Source organism: Mycoplasma sp. 11548 (assembly GCF_055523555.1).
The window spans coordinates 840,796-864,938 of the sequence record NZ_JBVFVF010000001.1 but is presented as its reverse complement, the minus strand read 5'-3'; the positions used below and the strand labels follow the sequence as shown (position 1 = coordinate 864,938).

Here is a 24,143-nt window from a genome sequence, read left to right as displayed (position 1 = left end):
TTAATTATAATAAATTGCATAAAAATGTCCATTATCAACTAAATAAAAAGCAGAATTTCACTGCAAATTCTGCTTTAATAATTATTTTAACCACTCATATTCCATTTCAATTTTTAAATCTTTATAATCATTTAAACTAGTTTTATCTACAATGATAAAGAAACTACGGTATCAATAATTAGACCCCAGAGCTTTATCAGAAACTCAAATATTGTTATATCCTATTCATGTATACTTATGATTTTGCTGATAATTTTTATCTCAATTTAGTTTTAATGTTTTAGTTGAATCATTATAATTATAATTTTTTATATCTCAACCAAGTTTGCGGCGATCTCCCGCACCTGGCATACTTGTTGTAATATAATTATTTAATAAAATAATATCTTTTTGACTAAAATCTACAGTATCAAGTAACTCATTAAATTCTTTATTTATAAAATTTGCATCTTTATAATAATTAGGATTTATCTTTAAAAATAAATTTATAAATTGGTTTTTGTTTTTAAATAAATATGTGGTATTTTGGATGTTTTTCTTCGCATAAACTCAATTGTCATCACTTTGATCAACATTTTCGCTAAGACGTTCAGGTGTATTACCATATTCCCAATGAGAATACAAGATATTTTGGTTACTGTTTGCATATCTATCATTATCTTTTGAAAATAATTGTGGCAATAATCCTTCTAGAGTAAAAAGCGAACGATCTTTATTTCAATAAGTGTTTGAATTAATATTAGAATGTGATATGAATTGATTATATTCAACTCTATATCATGTATATAAACTTACAGGAACTATTACTAAAGTACTTGCTAAAAATATACTTGAATATTTAATAATTTTTTTCAATGTTTTTTTCATTAGTTTTCTTTTACGTAGGTAATTGCAACTTCAATTTGATTTGTATTATTTGAAAATCTTTTAGCTTCAAAGGTATACCAGCCTGATTCTGGAACAGTAAATTCTAAAACTTCAACATTTTTATTGGAAGACATAGATGATGCAATAACCGATCCTGAGGAATTCTTCACATAAAAATCTATATCAGTTTTATCTAAAGTACCATTATATAAAAATGCTAATGATGACCTAATTTTCTCGCCTTTATTAAGATAAACTGATCTTGAGTTATTAAATGAATTTTTACTTTTATCCGTAGATTTTAATAAAATAAGTGATTGTAATGCTTTTTCAATTTTCTTGTAATCAGGAATGCCAAAGCCGGTTTCATTAGTATAAATTTCCTTTACATCTTTTGGCTTTCTTGAACCAGTTATTAAAGCAGATTTAAAGATAATCGAGTCTGAACCTTGATCAAAATAAGATCTGTATTTTTGTTTCAGCATTCCAGCTATTGCGGTAACTACTGGCGCTGAAAAACTTGTTCCTCGTGCATAGTTTTCTTTTTCGACAAGCTGACCATTTTCTCGAACTTGAGTTTTATCAGTAAATCAATAATAACCACCTGGTGTTACAACAGAAAGATGATTTAGGTCATTCCCAATTTGACTATAAAATGCTTTTTTTTCTAGATTTGAAGAGTCAGTTGAACCAACTATAATGCTATTTTTAGATAGTGAAATTTCGAAAAGATCATTTTTTCCATCATTAAATCTATTACCCGCTGCAACAATATTGATTAATTCAGGATTATTGTAAATTAAATCATCTAAATATTTTGATGCCCAATTATATGTCAATAGATCTTTAGAAATTATGTTATCATTATAACCAGGTAAACCTCAACTATTATTCACAATATTTGTGTGCTTTAGTAAGTAATTCATTTCACCAGATATACCATTTCAATTAAAGGCTAATTCAACTGAGACAATACCTAGAGAGGGATTGATTCCCATTTTTCCAGCAATTAATTCTGCAACTTGTGTTGCATGTCTTGATCAATCCTCTCAGTAGAACAATTCATTTCTTCACCATAACCCATTACCGTGTTTTCTGTTTCACTCGAAAGCTTTTGAATGAGTTTCGACTACCCCGTATTCCAAAACACCTATATTTAATTTTGAATTAATAAAATTTCTAAGGTGATTAGATCTTGTTTCTTTATCCAATCCAACATATGAAAAATAATAATTATTCAACATATTTAATTCAAAATCGCTATGGTTATATCTATTATCAGGAAATGATTTATTTTGTACTATTGGATTTGCTAATTTGTTCTTGACAAATTCATCATAGTATACCCCAGTTGTAAAATTATAAATTTTTCTATATTCTTTTTGAGTATCCTCAAAAAATTTATCTATTAAATTTAATAAATACTTATAGTCAATTCCACGGATATGTGCGATTGATATAACTCCTACATGTTCTTCAAACTTCATTTGAATCTGTTTGCCTAATTTAGTTTCTAAATGAGTTTTTAATGATTTGATATAATCAATTGAAAACGAACCAAAAACATCAAATCTATTAACACCGTAATTGATTTTTTTTGTTTCTGATTCGTCTGATTTATTTGATATTAATAAATTTGCAACGTTTACATGTTCAACTTTATTATTTTTAAAGTATTCTGTTTTCTTACTTTCTTGTTGTGATGTAAAACTAAAACCAAGTGGTAATGCAAAAAAACCAGTTGTTAAACTTGAAACTTTTAAGAAAGTGTTAAGATTTTTGATATTTTTCATTTTGCACCTCCATAATTTTCTAAAAATATCATAAAAATTATAACATAAGTTTACAAATTTTTATTTTGTTTTTTGGAAAAGTCACTTGCAAAATATTAACAAAATAATTGTTTTTCAATTTTAATATAAATTTTGCATAAAAAAATATATGTGTAAACAATCGAACACGATAGTGTTTTCTTGTTGGTGTTGTTTGCTTTTGCTGAATATAAACCTCTTTGATTAAAAATGAAAAAAGAACACAAAAATTAAGATATTCATATCTCGTTTTAAAGCCGGACAGAAAGTTAACATGAAAATGTTAACTTTCTGTCCGGATTTATATAAAAAATTATTTTAATCACTCATATTGCATTTCTATCTTCAAATCTTTATAATTGTTTAAACTTGTTTTATTAACTATTATAAAAAAGCTTCTGTATCAGTAGTTTGAACCTAATGCTTTATCAACTACGCAACCTCACTCGCAATTTGACTTTCATCAATACTTTTTTTGCTCATAATTTTCATCTCATTTTAATGTGAGTGTCTTATTACTATCATTATAACTATATTCTTTAATATCTCAACCTAGTTTTCTCCTGTCTCCGTCTTTAGGCATGAATATATTGACATAATTATTAAGTAAAATAAGATCTTGTTGTTCAAAATCAACCTTATCTAACAATTCTTTGTATTGCTTAGTTACATAATTTTCATCTACATACCTTTCAGGTTGTAGCTTTAAAAATAAATCAATAAACTCTTTTTTAGTCTTAAAAAGGTAAGTTGTGTTTTGGACGTTTTCCTTGGAATAAACCCAATTATCGACATTTTTGTTAGCTTCTTTGTCAAGGCGTTCAGGGTTATTACCGTATTCTCAAGCTGAAGAAGGCTCTACTTGTTTATCTTTTGAAATTCTATCATTATCTTTATAAAATGTTGATGGATAAGCGCCTTCTAAAGTAAAAAGGGTATAATTATCATTTCAGTAATTGTTAAAATATATTTTAGAATGCTCAGTTCATTCTTTATGTTCAATCCTATACAAAGTATAAAGTGATGTAGGTATAATTAACAATGCTGATCCTAAAAATATAAGAGAATACTTTAAACCTCTTCGCATTTTTCAAGCCATTTTTAGTTATTTTCCTTTGCATATGTAATAGCTACTTCCACAGGATTTGAGTTTTCTGAATATCTATATGCCTCAAATCTATAAAATCCTGAATTGGGAACTACAAATTCAACAACTTCAACATTTTTGTCCGAAGAGTTAGAAGAAGCAACAATATTACCATTTATATCTTTAATTCTAAAATCAATATCAGTTTTATCATTTGTTCCATTGTATAAGAAGGCTAAAGAAGCACGTATTTTATCCCCTTTGTTCAAGTATACCTGGCGAGAGTTTTTTGATAAATCATTACTTTTGTCAGTTTTAGGTAAGATTATTAAAGACTGGATTGCTTTTTCAATTTTTTTATAATTTGGAATTCCATATCCAGTTTCATTTGTATAAAGCGAATTTATACCATTAGGCTTTCTTGAGCCAGTTATCAGAGCAGATTTGAAAATAATCGAATCTGACCCTAAATCAAAATAAGTTTTATACTTTTGTTTTAACATTCCTGCCATTGTTGTAATTACAGGGGCTGAGAAGCTTGTCCCCTTATTATAATATCCACCTGTTCTTAAATTTCCATCCTCATCATAATACTGTGTTCTATCAGTAAATCAATAATATCCGCCGGGAGCTACGACTGAAAGATAATTTAAGTCATTACCTACTTGGCTTGAACTTGCTTTATTTTCTCAATTTCATTCACTTGTTGCGCCAACTATGATGCTATTTTTAGACAATGCAATTTCAAATATATCATTTTTCTTGCTGTATGCATTTCCAGCAGCTATAACATTAATGAGTTCTGGGTTATTAAAAATTAAATCATCAAAATATTTTGATGCCCAATTATAAGTTAACATCCATTCAGGGATTGGTTTTTTGTTATCATAGCCCAAACCTCAACTATTATTAACTATATTTGTGTATCATATCAAATAATTCATTTCGCTGCTAAGACCATTTCATTCTAAGTCAGTCTGTACAGAAACAACTGTAAGAGATGGATTAATGCCTTTTTTTCCAGCAATTAATTCTGAAACTTGGGTTGCGTGCCTTGATGATTTTTCTGTATAGAATCACATGTCTCTCCACCATATTCCATTTCCATACTTACGATTTCACTCAAAAGCATTTGAATGTGTTTCAGCAACTCCTCCCTCTAAAACTCCAACATTTAATTTACTATCAATAAAACTATTAAAATGTTTAAACCTTGTTTCCTTATCTAACCCAACAAAAGCGAATATACTATCGTTTTCTTTTTGCGTTTCAAATGAGGAATTGTGATATCTACTATCTGATGAGCTTTTATTTATTACTGATTTATTTGCAGTATTAACATATTTGAATTCATCATAATAAATTCCAGTAGTGAAGTTATAAATTTTTCTATATTCCATTTGATTATCTTTAAAAAATTCTTCAATTAAGTATAATAATTGTTTATTATCAATTCCTTTTACATGGGCTATTGATACTACACCAATATATTCTTCAAATTTAACTTGGACAACTTGTCCTAGATTGTTTTCTAAATGTGTTTTCAATGACTTTATAAAATCAACTGAAAACGAACCAAAAACATCAAATCTATTAACTCCGTAATTGATTTGCTCAGTTTTCGATTCGTTAGATTTTTGTGAAATCACTAAATTTGTAAGATTCACATTTTCTATTTTACTAAGAATTTCATAATTTTCAGTTTTTTTGCTCAAAGTAGGGTTCAAAAAACTAAAACCAAGTGGTAATGCAAAAAAACCAGTTGATAAACTTGAAAGTTTTAAGAAAGTTTTAAGATTTTTGATATTTTTCATTTTGCACCTCCATAATTTTCTATTTTCTAAAAATATCATAAAAATTATAACATAAAAGAATTTTTAATCAAGGGTGTTTTTTGGAAAGTCACATGCAAAATATTAACAAAACAATTGTCTTTTAACTTTAACATAATTTCTATATAAAAAATGTATGTTTAAACGATCAAACACAGTAGTGTTTTGTTGGTTTTGCTTACTTTTATCCAATGTGATTCCTCTTAGGTTAAAACAAAAAAGTTCGAAAAAAATCAATATATTCATGTCTCGTTTTTGTCCGCCTATATAAAAACCCACTTCTGAAAAATTCAGAAGTGGAAATCATATTTATTTTAATTTGGATATTTTTCTGGGTGAAGTTGTTTCATTTTTTCAATGAATTCTTGCTTAGGTAAGTCTCCATATTCTTTCATTAAATTGACACATTCATTATATTCTTGGATTGCATATTCAAGACCTTCAAAACCAGAAACAACTGTAATACCTTTACGTTTTCAATTTTTATATGTGCTAAAGAATGTCTTAATACTATCTAAAAAAGGCAAAGGAAGTTCTTTTAAGTTTTGAATATGATCCAGGCGATAATCATCACTGTGTACGGCGATTAATTTTGTATCAGTTTCACCATCATCGACCATTTTCATAGCTCCAATAATACGGGCACTGAGCTTTGCCCCAGGATGAAAGGTTTCACTTGAATATACTAAAACATCAAGTTCATCACCATCTCAATCTAATGCATTTGGGACAAATCCATAATTACATGGATAGACAAAATCTCCTCTGAGAATTCTGTCTACTTCTATTTCGCCAGTTTTACGGTTATATTCATATTTAATTCTTGAATTTTTAGGTATTTCAATTTTAACGTCTATCTTATTCATGTATAAATTATAATAAAAAAAATAGAAAGAATACTTTTCTAATTTTAGATTTTTATTTTACTCATTAAATAAATTGCGGCTGTTTCTGCTCTTAAAATACGTTTTCCAAGACTAACACATTTAAATCCATGTTTCAAGGCTAATTCAATTTCGTGTTCACTAAAGCCGCCTTCTGGTCCAATTACAAATAAGGTATCTTGGTTTATATCATTTAGCATTGCTCTTGAATAATCTTGCTTTTCGTGTGCAATTATTTTTAAACTCGCTTCATGGTGAATTAAATTCTTAAAGTCCATTGGGTTGCTGAGCACTGGTAAAATATTACGGAAGCTTTGTTCAGCCGCTCCTTGGATAATTGATTCAAAGCGTTTTTTGCGCTTTGTAAATTTGTCATATTTATATAATTCTCCATTAGTATATGAAGTAATTAGGGGAATAATTTTAGTTACTCCTAATTCAACAAGTTTTTGCAAAGCTCATTCAAAACGCTCGTATTTAATTAGGGATAAGGCAACTGTTACATCAAAATCAAATTCATGATTTTGATGTAATTCATTTATTATTTTAGCCTTATCAACCTCCAAAACACACTTGTAAAATTTAGATTGATAAACGCAAATAAATGGATTTTGGTTAATACGGATAACATTTAAATGTTTTAGTGTTTCTTTGGGTAAAATAAAATAATCGTTTTCTTTTTCAAATACAAAAAAGCGGTGCATTTTAGTCCTGTTGCAATTCTTCGTATTCTTCTAAGGTTCCTCTAAATAAAAAACTATTTTGAGGGTTTTGTAATTCTAAGATTACATTAGCACACTGGTTAACAAAAGCACGGTTATATGTTGTAAAAATTGCTCCGCCCTTATAATTATTAATACCCTCAATAACTGAGTCAATGCTTTCGGTGTCTAAGTGATCAAGGGGTTGATCCAAGATTAAGAAGTTAGATTCTAAAAGCATCATTCTTGAAAACATTAAACGAGCTTTTTCCCCTCCGCTAGTTACTTTCACTTTTTTAAAGACTGTGTCATTGCTAAAAAGCATGCGACCTAGGAATCCCCGCATACGAGCATCATCATTTCCTTGGTTTATTTTTTCTTTATTTTCTAAAGGCCATTTCGAAATTCATTCTAAGATATTTTCATCAGTTTCAAAATATGAATTATTATCATTTGGGTAATAACTTGGCGTAATTGTCTGACCTCACTCAATAGTTCCGCCCGTGGGTTTTTTAAGACCAATTAAACATTCTAATAAACGTGTTTTAGCAATATCGTCATCACCAACAATAACCATTTTTTCTCCAGGTTTTAATGAAAACGAGACGTTTTCAAATAATAATTCTCCATTTTCATTATGGTATGTTAAATTATCAACATTTAAAATTTGTTTACCATGATCACGGTTCATTTCCCAACGAACATATGGATATTTACGGTTGGATGGTTTAATTTCATCAAGAGTAATTTTTTCTAAAGCTTTTTTACGACTAGTAGCTTGTCGAGATTTAGATGCATTAGCACTAAAGCGAGCAATAAATTCTTTTAGTTTTTCAATTTGTGCCTCTTTTTTAACATTGCTTTGTTTCATCATTTCACGAGCTAATTCTGAAGATTGTTTTCAAAATGAATAATTACCTGTATAAATTTTAGCTTCATTATAATCAATATCAACAATATGGGTACAAATTGAATCTAAAAAATCACTATCATGACTCACGACAATTACAACGTTTGGATAATCAATTAAAAAGTTTTCTAATCATTTAATTGAGCGAAGATCTAAGTGGTTAGTTGGCTCATCCATGATTAAAATATCTGGATTACCGAATAAGGCTTTTGCTAACAAAACCTTAATTTTTTGGTTCGCTGTTAATTCGCTCATTTGTGACATTCATTTATCTTTAGGAATTGCTAAATTACTTAGTAGTTCTTGGGCATCGTTCTCAGCTGTTCAACCACCTAAGTCACCAAATTTCTCTTCTAATTCACCAGCTCTGGTGTAATCTTCCATTGTTGCATCTGGGTTTGCATAAATTGCATCTTTTTCTTGCATAATAGCATATAAATCAGTATTACCCATAATAACTACATCAGTAACATTATATGAGTCATATGCATTGTGGTCCTGGCTTAAAACTGAAATACGTTTATTTTTTTCTTTAATGATTTGGCCACTAGTTGGTTCCACTTGCCCAGCAATTATTTTTAAAAAAGTACTTTTACCAGCTCCGTTAGCCCCAATAATTCCGTAAGTATTAGATTCAGTAAATTTTAAATTAACCCCTTCAAAGAGTTTTTTATCGCTAAATATTTTGCTTAAATTTTGGACTTCTAACATTTTCCCTCCTTTGTTCAAAAATAAAGAACCATATTAACAAAATGGTTCTTTATTTATTTTTATTTATTTACGATTTCGTGAAAGAAACCTAAAAATTCTTTTGCTAAATTTTCAAAATTAAATAAGTTTTGGTTGGCAAATCTTTGTGCTAATAGCACATTTGCATTTTTATTTCCTCTGCAAGTTCCACTGCAGGCTTTTCCACCAATTGGGCGATATACATGTTCCATAATAGTTTCATCTCCTAAAAATCTTTTAAATCTTATGCCATGTTCTTGGGACTTAATATTTGAATCTAGATGTCTTAACTTTCTTGTGTCTGTTTTATTTTGTCTCATATTAACTCCTTCTATATTGTTTCTTAATTATACCATACTCTTTAAGAATAATAATAGTATATTTGCAAATATCGTGCTTAAAATTTTCTTACATATGTGTTTTCGATTATAATCAACTTGTAAAATAACCTTCAACCCTTTTGTAATTTATTTTGATATTATCATAAGGTAACACAGATATAAAATAAAGATATCTTTCTGGATTTTCAAAGAATTCTTGAATTCTTTTGGTATATTCAATATTAAATTTAAATGTATATCAAACTCGATTGCCTCTATTAATTAGTATTTTTTTTGGTTGGCTAATTTGCTTATAAATATCTAAAAATTCATTTAAGGAAACAAAAGTGATTTCATTATTTAGTTTTTGATTTTTATCTTTTCATTCTTGTATATTTTCTAAAGTTATTTTAGAAGTTATGGGTTTAAGTTGGTAGAAAATGCTTAAAAGATACCCCAGGCTTATTGCAAATACTAAAACTCAATTTGACAGTATAAAAAAAAGGAATCAAATAAGATAAGTAATATATTCGCTATTATCTGCTAATTTATCGAATTTAAATTCGCCATAAGCAATTGGAACTAATAAACCAAAAGCAGCAATTCATATTGAAATATTAAAATTAGTTTGATGATAATTGTCTAATGCGGTTTCAGCTTTTTTGTATATAAATCTTTGCTTACTTATGATTTTGATCAAATCATCAAAATAAATGTCATCTAACTTTATTGAATTATTTAAAAAATACTCTTGAGTCTGTTTCTCGGCTATAAAGTATAAATTTGGTAAAAATAAAAGTTCTTTTTGGATTTTTTTAATATTAATTATATTTTGTATTGAAAAAATTGTTCAAAGCATAAAGATAATTGACCAAGTTATTATAATTGCTTCAAAGATCATGTTAACCCAAATTATCTTCTAATAATTTATTACTATTTTTACTTCTTATATATTCGTAGGTGTATGTTTGATTATTTTTAGTTACAGTTCTTTTAACCTTAATTAAATTATAACTATCTAATTCATATTTGCTCATTGCAAGCATTTCTTTTCGACTGAATATTTTGCCATCTATAAGACGTTTAAAAAACATATTTGTCCCTCCAGTGCCTCCACTTTTATATGCAAAAGTTTGTGGTGTTTCAGAGATAACGACTATTTTATTAAGTTTTTTAAAATTATCTCATTGCCGAGCATATTGTAGTTTCATTTCTCTAATTTTTTCTATTTCAATATTAATAGCTTTTAACTTATTTATTTCTTCATCTAGTTCTTCAGAACTTTTTAGAAAACTATGTACATCATATGCAACGCTAAAAATTCCCCACACTTTTGAAATATATTTAGAAGCATTTTTTATGGCTATATCTGATACATTTCTTTTAGTCATTAAATCACTTGCGAGAATAAAAGCATCAGTTGATCATTTAACACCGTCTTTAATAAATTTAGTTAAATCAATTTCCTCAATTTGATCTAATAATTCTAATTGTCTTTTTATTGCATTTGTTTTCGTTTTACGGAATTCTTTATACACACTTAAACCTAGTGCAATTAAACCAGCGCCCGCAGCAATAAATGCAAGTGGAGTAATAAACAACCCAAAGAATCCTGTAACAACTGATGCAGCTGTAAATGCTACTATAAGATTTTGAATTTCAGTATTAAATTTTTGTTCCTTTGCTAATTGATCATACAATTCGACTTTAATTTTGTAAATTTTCTGGTATTTTTCTAAAAGTAAACTTAACACCTTTGATGTTCCCGGATCATTATTAATATAAGTATTATAGGGAGTTAAAATTCTATCAGGTGCTTTTTCCAACACCTTAGTTTGTTTTTGGTTGTCTATTTCTTTTTTAACGTTTCGCAATTACACATTATAATTTCCAAGAAAATCATAACTATTTAAACGAGATTTAACTTCTTGTTCTTTTAATGGGTTACTTTTTATTCTTATGTCTAGTTTATTTGTGATTTTAGTTAGAAATTCTTGTTTTACCTTTTTATTTTGTTTAGTGTTTTTAGTTTGGGTTAGTTGGTTAATATTGCTTGTATTTTTTACTGCATCTGAAACAACTGCAACAACATTATTAGTTAAATTAATTTGATCTTGTTCAGAAATATCGGATTTGCTATCAGTTTGTAGGGTTTGTGTGACACTAGAAACACTTGTAAAATTAGCAACTTGAATTAAATCCATGTTAGAAATTAATGTTTTTTGGAATTTCACGCTTATCTACCTCTTTCTGTTTTTAATGCTTATTAGATCTCATGGTAATATTTTAGAAAAATATTCACATTCATCTTTAGTTTTGAATATACTTTGGTCATAATTTTTGCTTTGTTTATTTAAATTAACTTTAATAAATTTATTATCAGTTTCAATGAAAAATAGTTTAATTTTATTATTATAATTTTTTGATATTTCTGCGTTATAAAAATTTGTAAAAATACTTTCATCACTTAATTGAGTATTAAAATCTTTTCAATGATCCAACATTTGCTTGTAGTTAATATTTTCAATAAAGTATTTATTAACATCTAGCTTTTTATTAAGATATGAAGCAAGTATTTGTAACAATACAATATAAATTGACACAGTTAGATGCGGTATAAAATAATCAGAATTAATTTGTAATAAACCAAAAGTAACAATTAATATATTAAGAAGTGCTGACAACAAAACAATAGTAAGGCTAAAGGGAAATTTTTTTTTAGTATCAGCCCAATACTTTTTATATATAAAGCTGTCATACTTTTCAAGTATTAATTTTAATTTTTCAAAATATTCATCGTTTATTTTAATTCTATTTTTAATGAAAAAACTACTTGTATTCCCATTTAAAACATTATAAATATGAAAAAAGGGGAGTTTAATTTTTTTCATTTCTAAGTATTTCTTGATAATTGGAATAAATATTAATATAGTCAAAATAATTGCTGAGATAACTAAAAATGCTGTTGAATAATCATACTTTAATAAAACAAAGAAATTGTCTGTTCATTTTGTTCATGTATTTTTGGGTGCAAAATTTAATATACTTCCCAGTCTAGATACTCCTAAATACAAAATACCTCCTTTTTTTATATTTATTAATTATACTACAATTTAGATGCATAATTTGGAGAAAGATAATGTTGCTGCTTTGTGTTTTTTCTAAAAGTCACACACGAGTTATTAAGTATGCAGTTATTTCTTATTCATTAATGTCAAACCAACTTGTGAAATAATCTTCTACTTTTTTATAATTTATTTTTATATCATCATAAGGCAATACAGAGATAAAATAAAGGTATCTTTCTGGTGTGTCAAAAAATTCTTGAATACTTTTGTTATATTCAATATTAAATTTAAATGAATATCAAACACGATTGCCACGATTAATTAATATTTTTTTAGGCTTCTTTATTTGTTTATAAATATCAGAAAATTCTTTTAAGGAAATATAGGACCCCTCATTTTTTAGTTTTTGATTTTTGTCACGTCATTCTTGTATATTATCTAATGATATTTGATATATATATTGAAACTGTAAAGCAATGCTCAAAAGATAACCCCTGTTTATCCAGAGAACTAAAAATCAATTTAAAATACTAAATAAGATCATTCAAATAACTCAAAGCGTTAGGTGAATTTCTGGACCAAGTTTGTCTAATTTAAATTCACCATAAGCTAAAGGAACTATAACAGAAAAAATCCCAACTAAAATCCCGATATGAATATTTCAAATAATAAAATAACTTGCTACTAGTTGCTGCTTCCTATATATTAATTTTTGTTTATTAAAAATTTTAATCAAATCATGAAAATAAAAGTCTTCTAATTTTATTCCATTATTTAGGAAATATTCTTGGGTCTGTTTTTTTGCTACAAAAAACAAATTAGGTAAGAAGTGCAGTTGTGTCTTTATTTTTTTAATATAAACAATATTGTAGGCGGTGAAAAGAAATCAAATTATAAAGATAATTGACCAGGTTATTATAATTGCTTCAAAGATCATGTTAACCCAAATTATCTTCTAATAATTTATTACTATTTTTACTTCGAATATATTCATACGTGTATGTTTGATTATTTTTAGTTACAGTTCTTTTAACCTTGATTAAATTATAACTGTCTAATTCATATTTGCTCATTGCAAGCATTTCTTTTCGACTGAATATTTTGCCATCTATAACACGTTTAAAAAACATATTTGTCTCTCCAGTGCCTCCACTTTTATATGCAAAAGTTTGTGGTGTTTCAGAGATAACTACTATTTTATTAAGTTTTTTAAAATTATCTCATTGCTGAGCATATTGTAGCTTCATTTCTCTAATTTTTTCTATTTCAATATTAATAGCTTTTAACTTATTTATTTCTTCATCTAGTTCGTCAGAACTTTTTAGAAAACTATGTACATCATATGCAACGCTAAAAATTCCCCACACTTTTAAATGTATTTAGAAGCATTTTTTATGGCTATATCAGTTGCTAATGATTGTATTGCAAGATCTGAAATATTAGCAGCAAAATCAACGCCCAATTTAACACCGTCTTTAATAAATTTAGTTAAATCAATTTCCTCAATTTGATCTAATAATTCTAATTGTCTTTTTATTGCATTTGTTTTCGTTTTACGGAATTCTTTATACACACTTAAACCTAGTGCAATTAAACCGGCACCTGTAGCAATAAATGCAAGTGGAGTAAAAAACAACCCAAAGAATCCTGTAACAACTAATGCAGCTGTAAATGCTACTATAAGATTTTGAATTTCAGTATTAAATTTTTGTTCCTTTGCTAATTGATCATACAATTCGCCTTTAATTTTGTAAATTTTCTGGTATTTTTCTAAAAGTAAACTTAACACCTTTGATGTTCCTGGATCATTATTAATATAAGTATTATATGGAGTTAAAATTCTATCAGGTGCTTTTTCCAACACCCTAGTTTGTTTTTGATTGTCTATTTCTTATTTAACGTTTCGCAATTGCGCATTATAATTTCCAAGAAAAATCATAACTATTTAAACGAGATTTAACTTCTTGTTCTTTTAATGGGTTACTTTTTATTCTTATGTCTAGTTTATTTGTGATTTTAGTTAGAAATTCTTGTTTTACCTTTTTATTTTGTTTAGTGTTTTTAGTTTGGGTTAGTTGGTTAATATTGCTTGTATTTTTTACTGCATCTGAAACAACTGCAACAACATTATTAGTTAAATTAATTTGATCTTGTTCAGAAATATCGGATTTGCTATCAGTTTGTAGGGTTTGTGTGACACTAGAAACACTTGTAAAATTAGCAACTTGAATTAAATCCATGTTAGAAATTAATGTTTTTTGGAATTTCACGCTTATCTACCTCTTTCTGTTTTAATGCTTATTAGATCTCATGGTAATATTTTAGAAAAATATTCACATTCTAAAGCCGGACAGAAAAGTTAACATGTAAATGTTAGCTTTTCTGTTACCATTCGTTGGTACCAACGAAAAAATTTTTTGAAAGGAAAATTATGTCAAGACATTTAAAGAAAGAAGAATTTGCAAAAATATATGAAGAATATCAAAAGTCAGGTTTCCCAGGTGCTTTTCGGGCTATTTACCAAATATCACCAGGAACAAAAAACTTACAAAGAAATAGTGTAAAAGTTAGAATTAATAAAATAATTAAGTATTATAATTTAGGTATGGAAGACTTATTGCAGACAAAGAAAGGCGAAAACCGCAAAAAAGGAAGTGGCAGTCCTAAGAAGAAAAGAGAACCAAATTGAGATATTTTTGATCGTGATGATTTGTTACAAATAGCTAAAAGATATTATGAAATTACCAATGAATTACCCAAAAGTAAGAAAGTTATTGAATTAAAAAGTTTTAGCATAAGTTACGTGAAGCTTTCAGAAGTTTTTGGCATTTCTAGGCAAACAATTTCTAAAACTCATAAGATTAAAATTTCACAAAAACTCCCTAAACATAGTGATGTAATTGAAAAATCGTTCATAGAAACAAAGTCAAGATATGGAAGGCTAAAGCTAAGTGTTTACATATCTCAAAAATACAAAATAGATATAAACGAACGTTCTTTAGGGAGATATATGAACCTTTTAGGCCTAAAATGTAAGCTTAGACAAAAATCAAAACGAAAAGAAATTAAAAATGTATCTTCACAAATTGATAACTTAGTAAATCGTGATTATAACGATCAAAACAATCGAAATATTTATGCAACTGATGTTTCATATATAAAAGCACCAAAAGACGTGTTAGAATCACACGTTTATTTGTCTGCAATTTTATCTCATAAAACTAAACAAATTGTTGGTTTTAAATTATCAAGAAGTAATAATCTAGAACTAGTTTTAGACAATTTAAATTCATTAAAACAATACAAACCCAAAAATTTTATCATTCACTCAGATCATGGCTTTCAATATACACATCATCAATATATTAAAGAAGTTCAAAATATTGGTGGCGTTATTTCGTTATCAAGAGTGGGAAACTCACTTGATAATCGAGAAATTGAATATTGGTTTGGGATCATTAAAACCGAATTATTAAATGATTTAGATTATTCCAAAATAACATTCAATGAACTTAATGATATGATACAAGAATATGTAGTTTGGTATAATAACGATCGAATTCAATCAAACTTAAACTGAAAAACGCCAAAGCAATTTGCAATGGCATTATAAGTTACTAAAATGTTAAATTTTGCTGTCCATGTTTATTCATCTTTAGTTTTGAATATACTTTGGTCATAATTTTTGCTTTGTTTATTTAAATTAACTTTAATAAATTTGTTATCATCTGTATTTTTAAAAGTTAAGTTATGATCTAGTTGTGGATAAAAACTTATCACTCTTTCATGATTGTTTGTATCCAACATTTTCAGTAAAAATTTATTATTTTTATAATTTTACTAATACTAATTACATTATGCAAAATCACAACCCCGTTGTTATTATGCAATTATACTATAAAGAGTGTAAACAAATGCTATAGTGATTTAATTAAGAAAAACACCCTTAGGTGTTTTTTTAGTATTTAACATTTAGTTTTGTGGTTGTTTTGAATTTATCTCTTGTTGTTTTAATTCATAGTATTTATTAATCATGCTTTGTTCAAATTCTTCGATGGTTTGTGCTCCGCCAAAGTTAAAAACCTGGATCATAGTTTGGAATAAAGGATCTTGCCGCATTGCTTTAGTAATTAATGATTTTTTACCCATGCGGTGTTTTAAGATATTAACCATAACTTTATATGCAATATCATTAAGCATTGCTTCAAATAGTTTTGTTCCTTCTTCTGTATAAACTTGATATGGGTTTTTTTGTGAGTATTGTACTAAATTCACATTTGAACGTAATTTATCCATGCGGTTGATTTGTCTTTGTCACCTACTATCTAAAACAGATAAAATACTTTGTTTTTGTAGTTGTGCAATTTCTTCAGGATCGGCATTTTCAGTAGCATTTTTAATTCATGCTTCATAAAGTGAAAGAATAATATTGGCAATATAATCTGGTAAATCATTTTCATGAACTTTGACAATATCAGATATGTCAAAGTTAAATGAAACTAGTTGACCAATATTTTCATTTAAAAATCTAACTAATGCATCATAATCATAATTGTGATGTGTATTAAATTCATCGTTTTGAACAACTGATTTAGCAGCTGATGCAAACATTCTTTTAATAATAAAATCAACATTTGAACTAGTTAAAATTAAATCACGTTGGGCATAAATTAAATCCCTTTGTTGGCGAATTACATCATCATAATTAAGCACTGATTTCCGAGAATCATAGTTAAAACCTTCAATTTTCTTTTGTGCATAATTAAATTGCAATCTTAATGTTTTACTTGATATTTCATTGCCTTTTTTATCTGCATAAGCTTCTTGGAATTGTTCATATGAAGCAAAACGCTTGATAAGTTGGTCTTCTAAGGAAACAAAGAATTTACTCGTTCCAACATCGCCCTGACGTCCTGAACGACCTCTTAATTGGTTATCAATACGCCTTGCTTCGGCTTTATCGGTACCTAAAACATATAAGCCACCTAAAGCAATTGCTTCTGGAGTAGGTTTAATATCAGTTCCCCTACCTGCCATGTTAGTTGCAATTGTAACTGATTTAACTTCTCCAGCTTTAGCAATAATTTCAGCTTCAGAAGCATTTTGTTTAGCATTTAAAACAGTATGAGGTATTCCCCGTTTTAAAAGAAGTTTATGCAAGACTTCTGAATCTTCAATTTGCGAAGTCCCAACTAAAACGGGCTGACCTTTTTCATATAATTCTCAAACTTTTTCCACCACAGCATTTCATTTATCTTCTGAATCATAAAAAATAGAATCAGGCTCATCTATTCTAGCAATTGGTTTATTTGTCGGCACAACATTTACACGTATATTATAAATATCAATGAATTCCTGCTCTTCAGTTTTACCAGTACCTGTCATTCCACAAAGTTTTTTGAACATTCTAAAGAAGTTTTGGTAGGTAATTGTGGCTTGAGTTTTGGTTTCTGGTTCAATTTCAATTTGTTCTTTAGCCTGGATAGCTTGCTGCAACCCTTCTGAATAGCTCCGACCATCCATAATTCTTCCTGTAAATGCATCAACTAGTTCTATTTTTCCGTCTCTTACAATATATTCAACGTCAATACGCATAATTTTATGAGCTCTTAATGCATTTTGAATTAGATGAATTTTTTCGCTATTTTCCATATTATAAATATTTGGAGTATTGAAAAATTCATTTGCCCTTTGAATTCCTGAGTGTGTTAAGGCAACAACTTTCGATTCTTCATCGATAATATAATCTTGGTGTGATAAAGTTCTTACAAATTGATCAGCAGCGAAATATGCACTAATGTCTTCTTTTTCTCCTCCAGAAATAATTAACGGTGTTTTAGCTTCGTCAATTAAAATGGAGTCAACTTCATCAATCAAACAAAAATATAAACCACGTTGTACTTTTTCGTGTTTATTAGTAACCATGTTGTCTCTTAAATAGTCAAATCCTAGTTCAGAATGAACTGAGTAAGTGATATCGCAAGCATAGGCGGCTCGTTTTGAACTTGGGTCTAATTGGGCTTTATTAATTCCAACCGTTAAACCAAGGAAGTTAAATACTTCACCCATTTCAATTGCATCACGTTCTGTTAAATATTCATTAACAGTTGAAACAATTGCTCCTTTACCAAGTAAAGCATTTAAATAAACTGGAGCAATTGAAGTAATTGTTTTACCTTCACCTGTTTTCATTTCGGCAACTGAACCAAGGTCTAGGAGTAACCCTCCTAATATTTGAACATCAAAAGGTCTTTTTCCTAAAACTCTTTTAGTTGCTTCGCGAGCAATTGCAAAAACATCCTCGCGGATATCTTCTAGTGTATAACCTTGTTTAAGTAAATCCTTAAAAAAGGATGTTTTTGATTTCAATTCTTCATCAGTAAATTTTGAGACTATTGCTTCAAGTGAATTAATTTTCTTTAATGATTTTTCAGCAATTCTCATTTCAGTAGATTTAAGGTCAAAAATATTGCTTATTTTTTTCATAACTTATATTATATATTAAAAATTTAAATTTGAAGGTTTGAATAATTTATTAAATGTAAATGTCACATGCAAGCGTTTTGCATGTGACATTATTTTTTGTCTGCCTTGTAATAAAATAGTTGTATTAATAATTTTTCAAAAAATAAAGGAGACCCTAAAATTATATCAAAAGTTTAGAAAAATATATTGTTAGAGGATTATTTTGTTAATATTTCGCCTGTGGCTTTTCCAAAAAACAAAACTAATAAACAAAAAATATTTTTCTTGTTTTTAAAATTTATATGATATAATTTGCTCATGAAAAACGAAAGACTCATTACACTGATTAATATTAACTCTATTTATACTATGTTATTCCATAACATTTGTATGTTTTAATATTAATCTGTTGAGTTGTTATTCATAACAGATTAATAAGTTTAGAAATCTGTTATGAAGATTACTATAGAGGAGCTTTTAGGATTAGTAAATATTTCAGTAGGCATACATAGAATATTGAAAGGACATAAAAGCCGAAGCATTTAAGGTGGCAATTTTAAATGCTGGTAGAAAGTCATAAAAGATTTCTACTCTTGGGTGTTTGTCGCCCTTGGAGCTATAGATTTACATTTCTATTAATAATAATTTGGTTTTTTAAAACCTTATTTAATTTATATTATTAAATTAGTCTTGTAGATTTATACTCTACAAGATTTTTTGATTTAAATGGAGGTTTTGTGGAAATTAAACAATATAAAAATCATAAGGATGTTGAAGCAAAATATCGCTGAGATTTAGAAGATTTATTACAGGGTAAAAGCTTAGAATATTGAATTAATCAATATCAAAATATAACAAAAAAACGGATCGCAGTAAAAGATTCAAAATATGATTCAATTGATGCTTATTTAGATGATATTAAATTAGAACAAGAGCAAACTATTATTTCTAATAAGATTTATAACTATATTTCTAATAATTTGAGTACTGATTTAAATAATGCTCAGTATATTAAATGAGAAAAAGATTTTGAATATCAAGCTTATTTACTAAATCAAGAATTTGGATCTGAGTTACCACGTTTCTTTAAAAATATTGACAAAATGAAAGTATGGAAAGATGATCCAAGGTTAAAAAGTTATAAACGAACTATTGAAGATTTAATAGCATCACAAAAATATAAATTAGATGATAAAGTAGAAGAATACTTAGTGCAAAGTTCACTAGGTGCACCTAACCCACATTCTATATTTAGTATTTTAAGTGATAGCGAGCTTGATTATGGTTATGTAAAGATGCCAAATGGTCAAAAAACTAAACTTGACCCAATTAAACGTAATAAATTATTGAAATCAAGCGATAAAGAAGTTCGCAAGCAAGCTTATCAAAAATATTGAGATGCTTATTATAAGCATAAAGATTCTTTTGCAGAAATATTGTATCAACATTTTAATATGCTAGTTTCAGAAGCAAAAGTACGCAAGTATGATTCAACAGTCCATATGTTGACTTATGAAGACAAAATAAGTGACGAAATTTTGCAAACTCTATTTCAAAAAGTTGCGCAGAAAAAACAAATTTTGAAAAAGTATGTTCGTAATTTAAAAACATTTTATAAAAAACGTTTTGGTGAAGAATTTCACGATTATGATTGATCTCGTGAACTAGTTAAAGTTAAAACGTCATATTCAGTCAAAGAAGCTAATGACTTAGTTTTAAAAGCGCTTGAACCTTTTGGCTCTGAATACTACAACCAAGTATGGAAAGCCCTAAATGAAAATTGAGTTGACTATATGAGCACAACTACTAAGCGTTCTGGTGCTTATAGTATTGGTGCTACATATGGTATTGATAAAAAATATATTTTAATGAATTTTGATGGGATGTTACGTAGTGTTGAAACCTTGGCCCACGAATTAGGTCACTCAATGCATTCGTATTATTCTGATAAACATAATGATATTAATAATGCAAGTTATCCAATTTTCTTGGCTGAGATTGCTTCTATTTTTAATGAATTAATGTTATTTGATTATTTAATTACAAACTCAAATAATGATAAATTAACTTTCTATTTATTAAATAATCTTATTAGTGGTTTTAGTGGCACTGTGCATAAGCAAGTTTTATGAGCTAACTACGAATATGATTTATACAAAGCAATTGAGCAAGGAAGGGCTAGTTCAAGCTATGATTCGATTAGTAAAATATACTTTGAAAATGCTAAAAAATATACTTTAAATGATTCTTTAAAGTATACACCTAAAGGAACCATTCAATCGATTTATGTACCGCATTATTATTATGGTTTCTATGTCTATAAATATGCAATTGGACAATTAGTTGCAATTTATTTCTTTAAACAATATAAAAAATATGGCACTCAGGCTCTTGAAAATTACATTCAAAACTTTTTAAGTGCCGGTGGTAACGATTATCCGCTAGAGATATTAAAAAAAGTTGGTGTAGACCTTACAAACAGCAAATTTTATGATGAGGGATATGATTATTTACAAGACCTCATTAACCAATGAATCAAAATTGGAAAAAAATTATTTTAAACACTACTATTAAATAAAAGGAATTATTATGAAAAAAAGAAAATTATTTTTATTTGCAAGTACATTAAGTGCACTTGCTTTACCAATAGCTACTGTAGCTTGTGGCAATAGTGGCGATAATATTTTAGTCACCGAAACATTTGCGAACTATGCAAAACAATACATTTACCGTAATCAATTTAACTCTAAATATGAACAATCTGCTGGCGAGTTTGATGGATCTAAGTATTCTGGTTCAATCAGTGGTTCATCAGCGGGTGTAGGATTAGCTTCATCAGGTTTCTTATTTAGACACGAAGGATCTGGCAAAGCTGAATTTTTTGAAGAAGAATCAATTAGTGCTGACGGTATTAATGCAGTCAAAAAAACTTATGTAACTAAACCATCAACCTTAAAATGAACCTTAGAATATGCAAAATCTATTAAACTATATGTTGATGGTAAAGAAGTTGTTTATGATAATGATAAAACTGAGCCTTTAGGAGCTCCGACAATTGATGGGAAATATTATGCATCATCTTTCATAGAATTAACCAGCAATGATCCTAAATCAATCAACAATCCTAAATTTTTTGATGACTTATCAAAAGCATCTAAATTTGAAATTGAGGTTGATGAATCTGCAAATTGGGTAGATTCAACTGGTACGAAAACAAATTACAAAATCGTTGCCAGAGATTTCTATTACGGAATTTTAAGAACTTACTTATATTCAGATACTAAGGCACGTCTTGAAAATGGTGGATCAAAACACTTAGATGAAACAGCTAAAACAATTATTCCAAATTCTGCTGGTACATTTGATGAGAAAAATACCTTCAGTAATAAATATTTATACGGACTGTACAATATTGATTTTGACAAAATAATTGACGAAAGTTCATTTATTAAAAAAGATGGTGACAAAAATTACTTAGTATTTCAAAAAGCTGATCCAAATGCTACCGCACAATTTGTAGAATTCTACAAAAGTATTTTATTTGGTAACTATGATTATGTTCCAGCACCAAGTCAATACATTGATGAAATGAACAAAAATCTAGCTGAACTAAGAAAGTTTGTCCCACTCCAAAAAGAAAAAGGTAGAGAAGCAACAATCGCAAGTGACTTAGCAAAAGCTACTGGTAAAACTAAAGACTCAGCAGTATACTGGTATGGTCTTACCAATGATACAACTTTATATGCTGGTAGATATTACTATAAAGGATATGATGCTACTGATTTAACAAAACGTTGAGTATTAAATACAGAATATAAAGATCAAGCATATGTAAATACACCTGGTAGATTAAAAGAATTACAACATGTCTATCTTAATGCACCTGTTGATGCAAATGTATATAAAAGTCAAAACTATAACGCATTTATTTCAGGAACTACTTCAGCAATTTCATTTACACAATTAGATGCAAATACTCAACAAAAAATCACTAAAAATAAAGATGTTTTTGGACTAAGCAAATCTCAAAGTTCAAATAAAAAATCAACTTTAGGTTACTACTATTTATCAGTAATCCCAAATTATGGCCAAAACAAAGAATTTAATGATAAATACTTTAATGATGCATTTGCAAAATTACTTTGAGGAGCAACTCATGAAGAACTTAACAAAGGAACAGCAACAAATACTTTAACTTACACAACAACAGGAAGAGGGGCAGAATTTAGAAACATTATTACATCAGCAATTAACTGAGATCATGCTGCTAAAGAATCACTTCAACCTCTTGATGGTATGGCTTGACTTACTGGTGTTGCCCAAGATACACCATTTGTAAACACTGACACAGATACACCGAGAAAATTAGCCGACCAAATCAACGAACTTTTTGTTGTGGATCGCAACACTAATCAAAGAGTTGATCTTGGTGGTAACTTAGGGACTGAATTAAGACCTAGTGAAAACAATGTAGTTGGGCAAGCGGCTGATCAAAAATATCAATCTGCTGCTTATCAAACACTAAAAGAACGTTTTAAAACCCTAGTTGATGAATTTTACAATGAAAATCCAGCTTACAAAGAAGATAGCGATAAAGAGAAAGGAAATAGTAAAATTAGATTTGTGATTTCATATAGATTTACTAACTATAATGAAAAAGAACAACAATCACTTTTAAACCAAGTAAAGGTACTTAACTCATTATACCCTGAAAGAATGAATGTTACTGTTGTAAAATTAGATCCACAAAATGCTACTAAATCATTACAAAGTTACTTCCTATACTCACCTTCACCAGCTGAACTAATTGGCTGAACTTCTGATTATGAATTGATTAATGGTTCAAATGACTATAGATCATGAAAATATGTAATGCCAATTCTTGCTGCAATTGCTTATGATGAGCAATATAGTACAAAAGTTGCTTTAGCATATCCAACTTTATTAAAAGCAGCTCAGAAATTAAAAACTTATTTAGAATTAAATAAAGAAACTTTAAAAATATCAATTCCAGTTGAAAAATGGTCAAAACTCACAAATAAAGATTTACACTCATTGCCAGATTATTTAGGTCATAAACTTGTGGACGAAGAAAAATCAACTGATACAAATGTTGTCTTAAAAGATATACCAAAAGAGGATACAACTAAATATCTTAGTGCACACGAACTTTCTGCATACTACTTATTGTGATTGAATACAGATACAACACATGCATTAACTAAAGATGAACTTATTAAATTTACAAGCGAATTAACAAATATTTCTGGTTTATTACCTAACCCATTCTATACTTCAACTACAAACGGAATTTCTGATGTCTTGGTAAACCCTAACTATATTTATCCTAATACACCTAACGAAAGTGATTATTCAACTTACTTAGTAAGACTAGAAGAACCAAAACAAGAAAAATAACATAAATAGCAATAAACAACATTGTTTATTGCTTTGTGTTTTTATGATAGA

Annotated in this window: 21 protein-coding genes and 1 riboswitch; of the genes, 3 read left to right on the top strand and 18 right to left on the bottom strand. The window is 28.0% G+C overall.

Annotated elements, in window-relative coordinates; translation table 4 throughout:
• Window positions 1-81: 81 nt before the first annotated feature.
• The 16 genes from AC0B4K_RS03490 to AC0B4K_RS03415 all read right to left on the bottom strand — a co-directional run bounded on the left by AC0B4K_RS03490 (window position 82) and on the right by AC0B4K_RS03415 (window position 14,479).
• Window positions 82-867: a hypothetical protein gene (locus tag AC0B4K_RS03490; RefSeq protein ID WP_465103820.1), complete on the bottom strand. Its 786-nt coding sequence runs from the start codon at window positions 865-867 to the stop codon at window positions 82-84.
• The gene (locus AC0B4K_RS03485; protein WP_465103819.1) at window positions 867-2,660 is read right to left on the bottom strand and encodes a S8 family serine peptidase; all 1,794 of its coding nucleotides are present in this window, start codon (window positions 2,658-2,660) and stop codon (window positions 867-869) included. Before AC0B4K_RS03485 ends, AC0B4K_RS03490 begins: the two co-directional genes overlap by 1 nt.
• Window positions 2,661-2,991: 331 nt before the next feature.
• Entirely contained in the window at window positions 2,992-3,777 is a 786-nt protein-coding gene (locus tag AC0B4K_RS03480) for a hypothetical protein (RefSeq protein WP_465103818.1), read from the bottom strand.
• 2 nt (window positions 3,778-3,779) lie between these two features.
• Entirely contained in the window at window positions 3,780-5,579 is a 1,800-nt protein-coding gene (locus tag AC0B4K_RS03475) for a S8 family serine peptidase (protein ID WP_465103817.1), read from the bottom strand.
• 332 nt (window positions 5,580-5,911) lie between these two features.
• Entirely contained in the window at window positions 5,912-6,463 is a 552-nt protein-coding gene (locus AC0B4K_RS03470; RefSeq protein WP_465103816.1) for an inorganic diphosphatase, read from the bottom strand.
• 44 nt (window positions 6,464-6,507) lie between these two features.
• A complete protein-coding gene (locus AC0B4K_RS03465) occupies window positions 6,508-7,185 on the bottom strand; it encodes a 16S rRNA (uracil(1498)-N(3))-methyltransferase (RefSeq protein ID WP_465103815.1) in 678 nt (225 codons plus the stop codon).
• A gap of 1 nt (window position 7,186) precedes the next feature.
• Entirely contained in the window at window positions 7,187-8,803 is a 1,617-nt protein-coding gene (locus AC0B4K_RS03460) for an ABC-F family ATP-binding cassette domain-containing protein (protein WP_465103814.1), read from the bottom strand.
• A 59-nt stretch (window positions 8,804-8,862) separates the two neighbouring features.
• Window positions 8,863-9,141: a hypothetical protein gene (locus AC0B4K_RS03455; protein ID WP_465102501.1), complete on the bottom strand. Its 279-nt coding sequence runs from the start codon at window positions 9,139-9,141 to the stop codon at window positions 8,863-8,865.
• Between the two features lie 106 nt (window positions 9,142-9,247).
• Window positions 9,248-10,000, bottom strand: a complete 753-nt coding sequence (locus AC0B4K_RS03450) for a hypothetical protein (protein ID WP_465103813.1) — start codon at window positions 9,998-10,000, stop codon at window positions 9,248-9,250.
• Between the two features lie 43 nt (window positions 10,001-10,043).
• Entirely contained in the window at window positions 10,044-11,015 is a 972-nt protein-coding gene (locus tag AC0B4K_RS03445; protein ID WP_465103812.1) for a hypothetical protein, read from the bottom strand.
• A complete protein-coding gene (locus tag AC0B4K_RS03440; protein ID WP_465103811.1) occupies window positions 11,016-11,375 on the bottom strand; it encodes a hypothetical protein in 360 nt (119 codons plus the stop codon). It lies immediately after the preceding gene.
• 6 nt (window positions 11,376-11,381) lie between these two features.
• Window positions 11,382-12,215 (bottom strand): hypothetical protein, encoded by an 834-nt coding sequence (locus AC0B4K_RS03435; protein WP_465103810.1) that lies wholly within the window; start codon window positions 12,213-12,215, stop codon window positions 11,382-11,384.
• Window positions 12,216-12,342: 127 nt separating this feature from the next.
• Window positions 12,343-12,945: a hypothetical protein gene (locus AC0B4K_RS03430; RefSeq protein WP_465103809.1), complete on the bottom strand. Its 603-nt coding sequence runs from the start codon at window positions 12,943-12,945 to the stop codon at window positions 12,343-12,345.
• Window positions 12,946-13,147: 202 nt separating this feature from the next.
• Entirely contained in the window at window positions 13,148-13,576 is a 429-nt protein-coding gene (locus tag AC0B4K_RS03425; protein WP_465103808.1) for a hypothetical protein, read from the bottom strand.
• A gap of 2 nt (window positions 13,577-13,578) precedes the next feature.
• On the bottom strand, window positions 13,579-14,073 hold the full coding sequence (locus tag AC0B4K_RS03420) for a hypothetical protein (RefSeq protein ID WP_465103807.1): 495 nt from the start codon (window positions 14,071-14,073) through the stop codon (window positions 13,579-13,581).
• 52 nt (window positions 14,074-14,125) lie between these two features.
• Complete coding sequence (locus AC0B4K_RS03415) at window positions 14,126-14,479, bottom strand: hypothetical protein (protein ID WP_465103806.1); 354 nt, start codon at window positions 14,477-14,479, stop codon at window positions 14,126-14,128.
• Between the two features lie 161 nt (window positions 14,480-14,640).
• Between AC0B4K_RS03415 and AC0B4K_RS03410 the strand changes: the two genes are divergently transcribed.
• Window positions 14,641-15,822, top strand: coding sequence for an IS3 family transposase (locus AC0B4K_RS03410; RefSeq protein WP_465103758.1), 1,182 nt, complete (start codon window positions 14,641-14,643; stop codon window positions 15,820-15,822).
• A gap of 32 nt (window positions 15,823-15,854) precedes the next feature.
• Here the strand turns inward: AC0B4K_RS03410 and AC0B4K_RS03405 are convergent, their stop codons facing one another.
• Window positions 15,855-16,016, bottom strand: coding sequence for a hypothetical protein (locus tag AC0B4K_RS03405; RefSeq protein WP_465103805.1), 162 nt, complete (start codon window positions 16,014-16,016; stop codon window positions 15,855-15,857).
• Between the two features lie 165 nt (window positions 16,017-16,181).
• Window positions 16,182-18,695: a preprotein translocase subunit SecA gene (gene secA, locus AC0B4K_RS03400; protein ID WP_465103804.1), complete on the bottom strand. Its 2,514-nt coding sequence runs from the start codon at window positions 18,693-18,695 to the stop codon at window positions 16,182-16,184.
• Between the two features lie 437 nt (window positions 18,696-19,132).
• Window positions 19,133-19,301, top strand: a riboswitch (Lysine riboswitch).
• 110 nt (window positions 19,302-19,411) lie between these two features.
• On the opposite strand from secA, the gene pepF reads away from it, so the two are divergent.
• On the top strand, window positions 19,412-21,235 hold the full coding sequence (gene pepF, locus AC0B4K_RS03395; protein WP_465103803.1) for an oligoendopeptidase F: 1,824 nt from the start codon (window positions 19,412-19,414) through the stop codon (window positions 21,233-21,235).
• A gap of 28 nt (window positions 21,236-21,263) precedes the next feature.
• Window positions 21,264-24,092 (top strand): OppA family ABC transporter substrate-binding lipoprotein, encoded by a 2,829-nt coding sequence (locus AC0B4K_RS03390; protein ID WP_465103802.1) that lies wholly within the window; start codon window positions 21,264-21,266, stop codon window positions 24,090-24,092.
• Window positions 24,093-24,143: the final 51 nt, after the last annotated feature.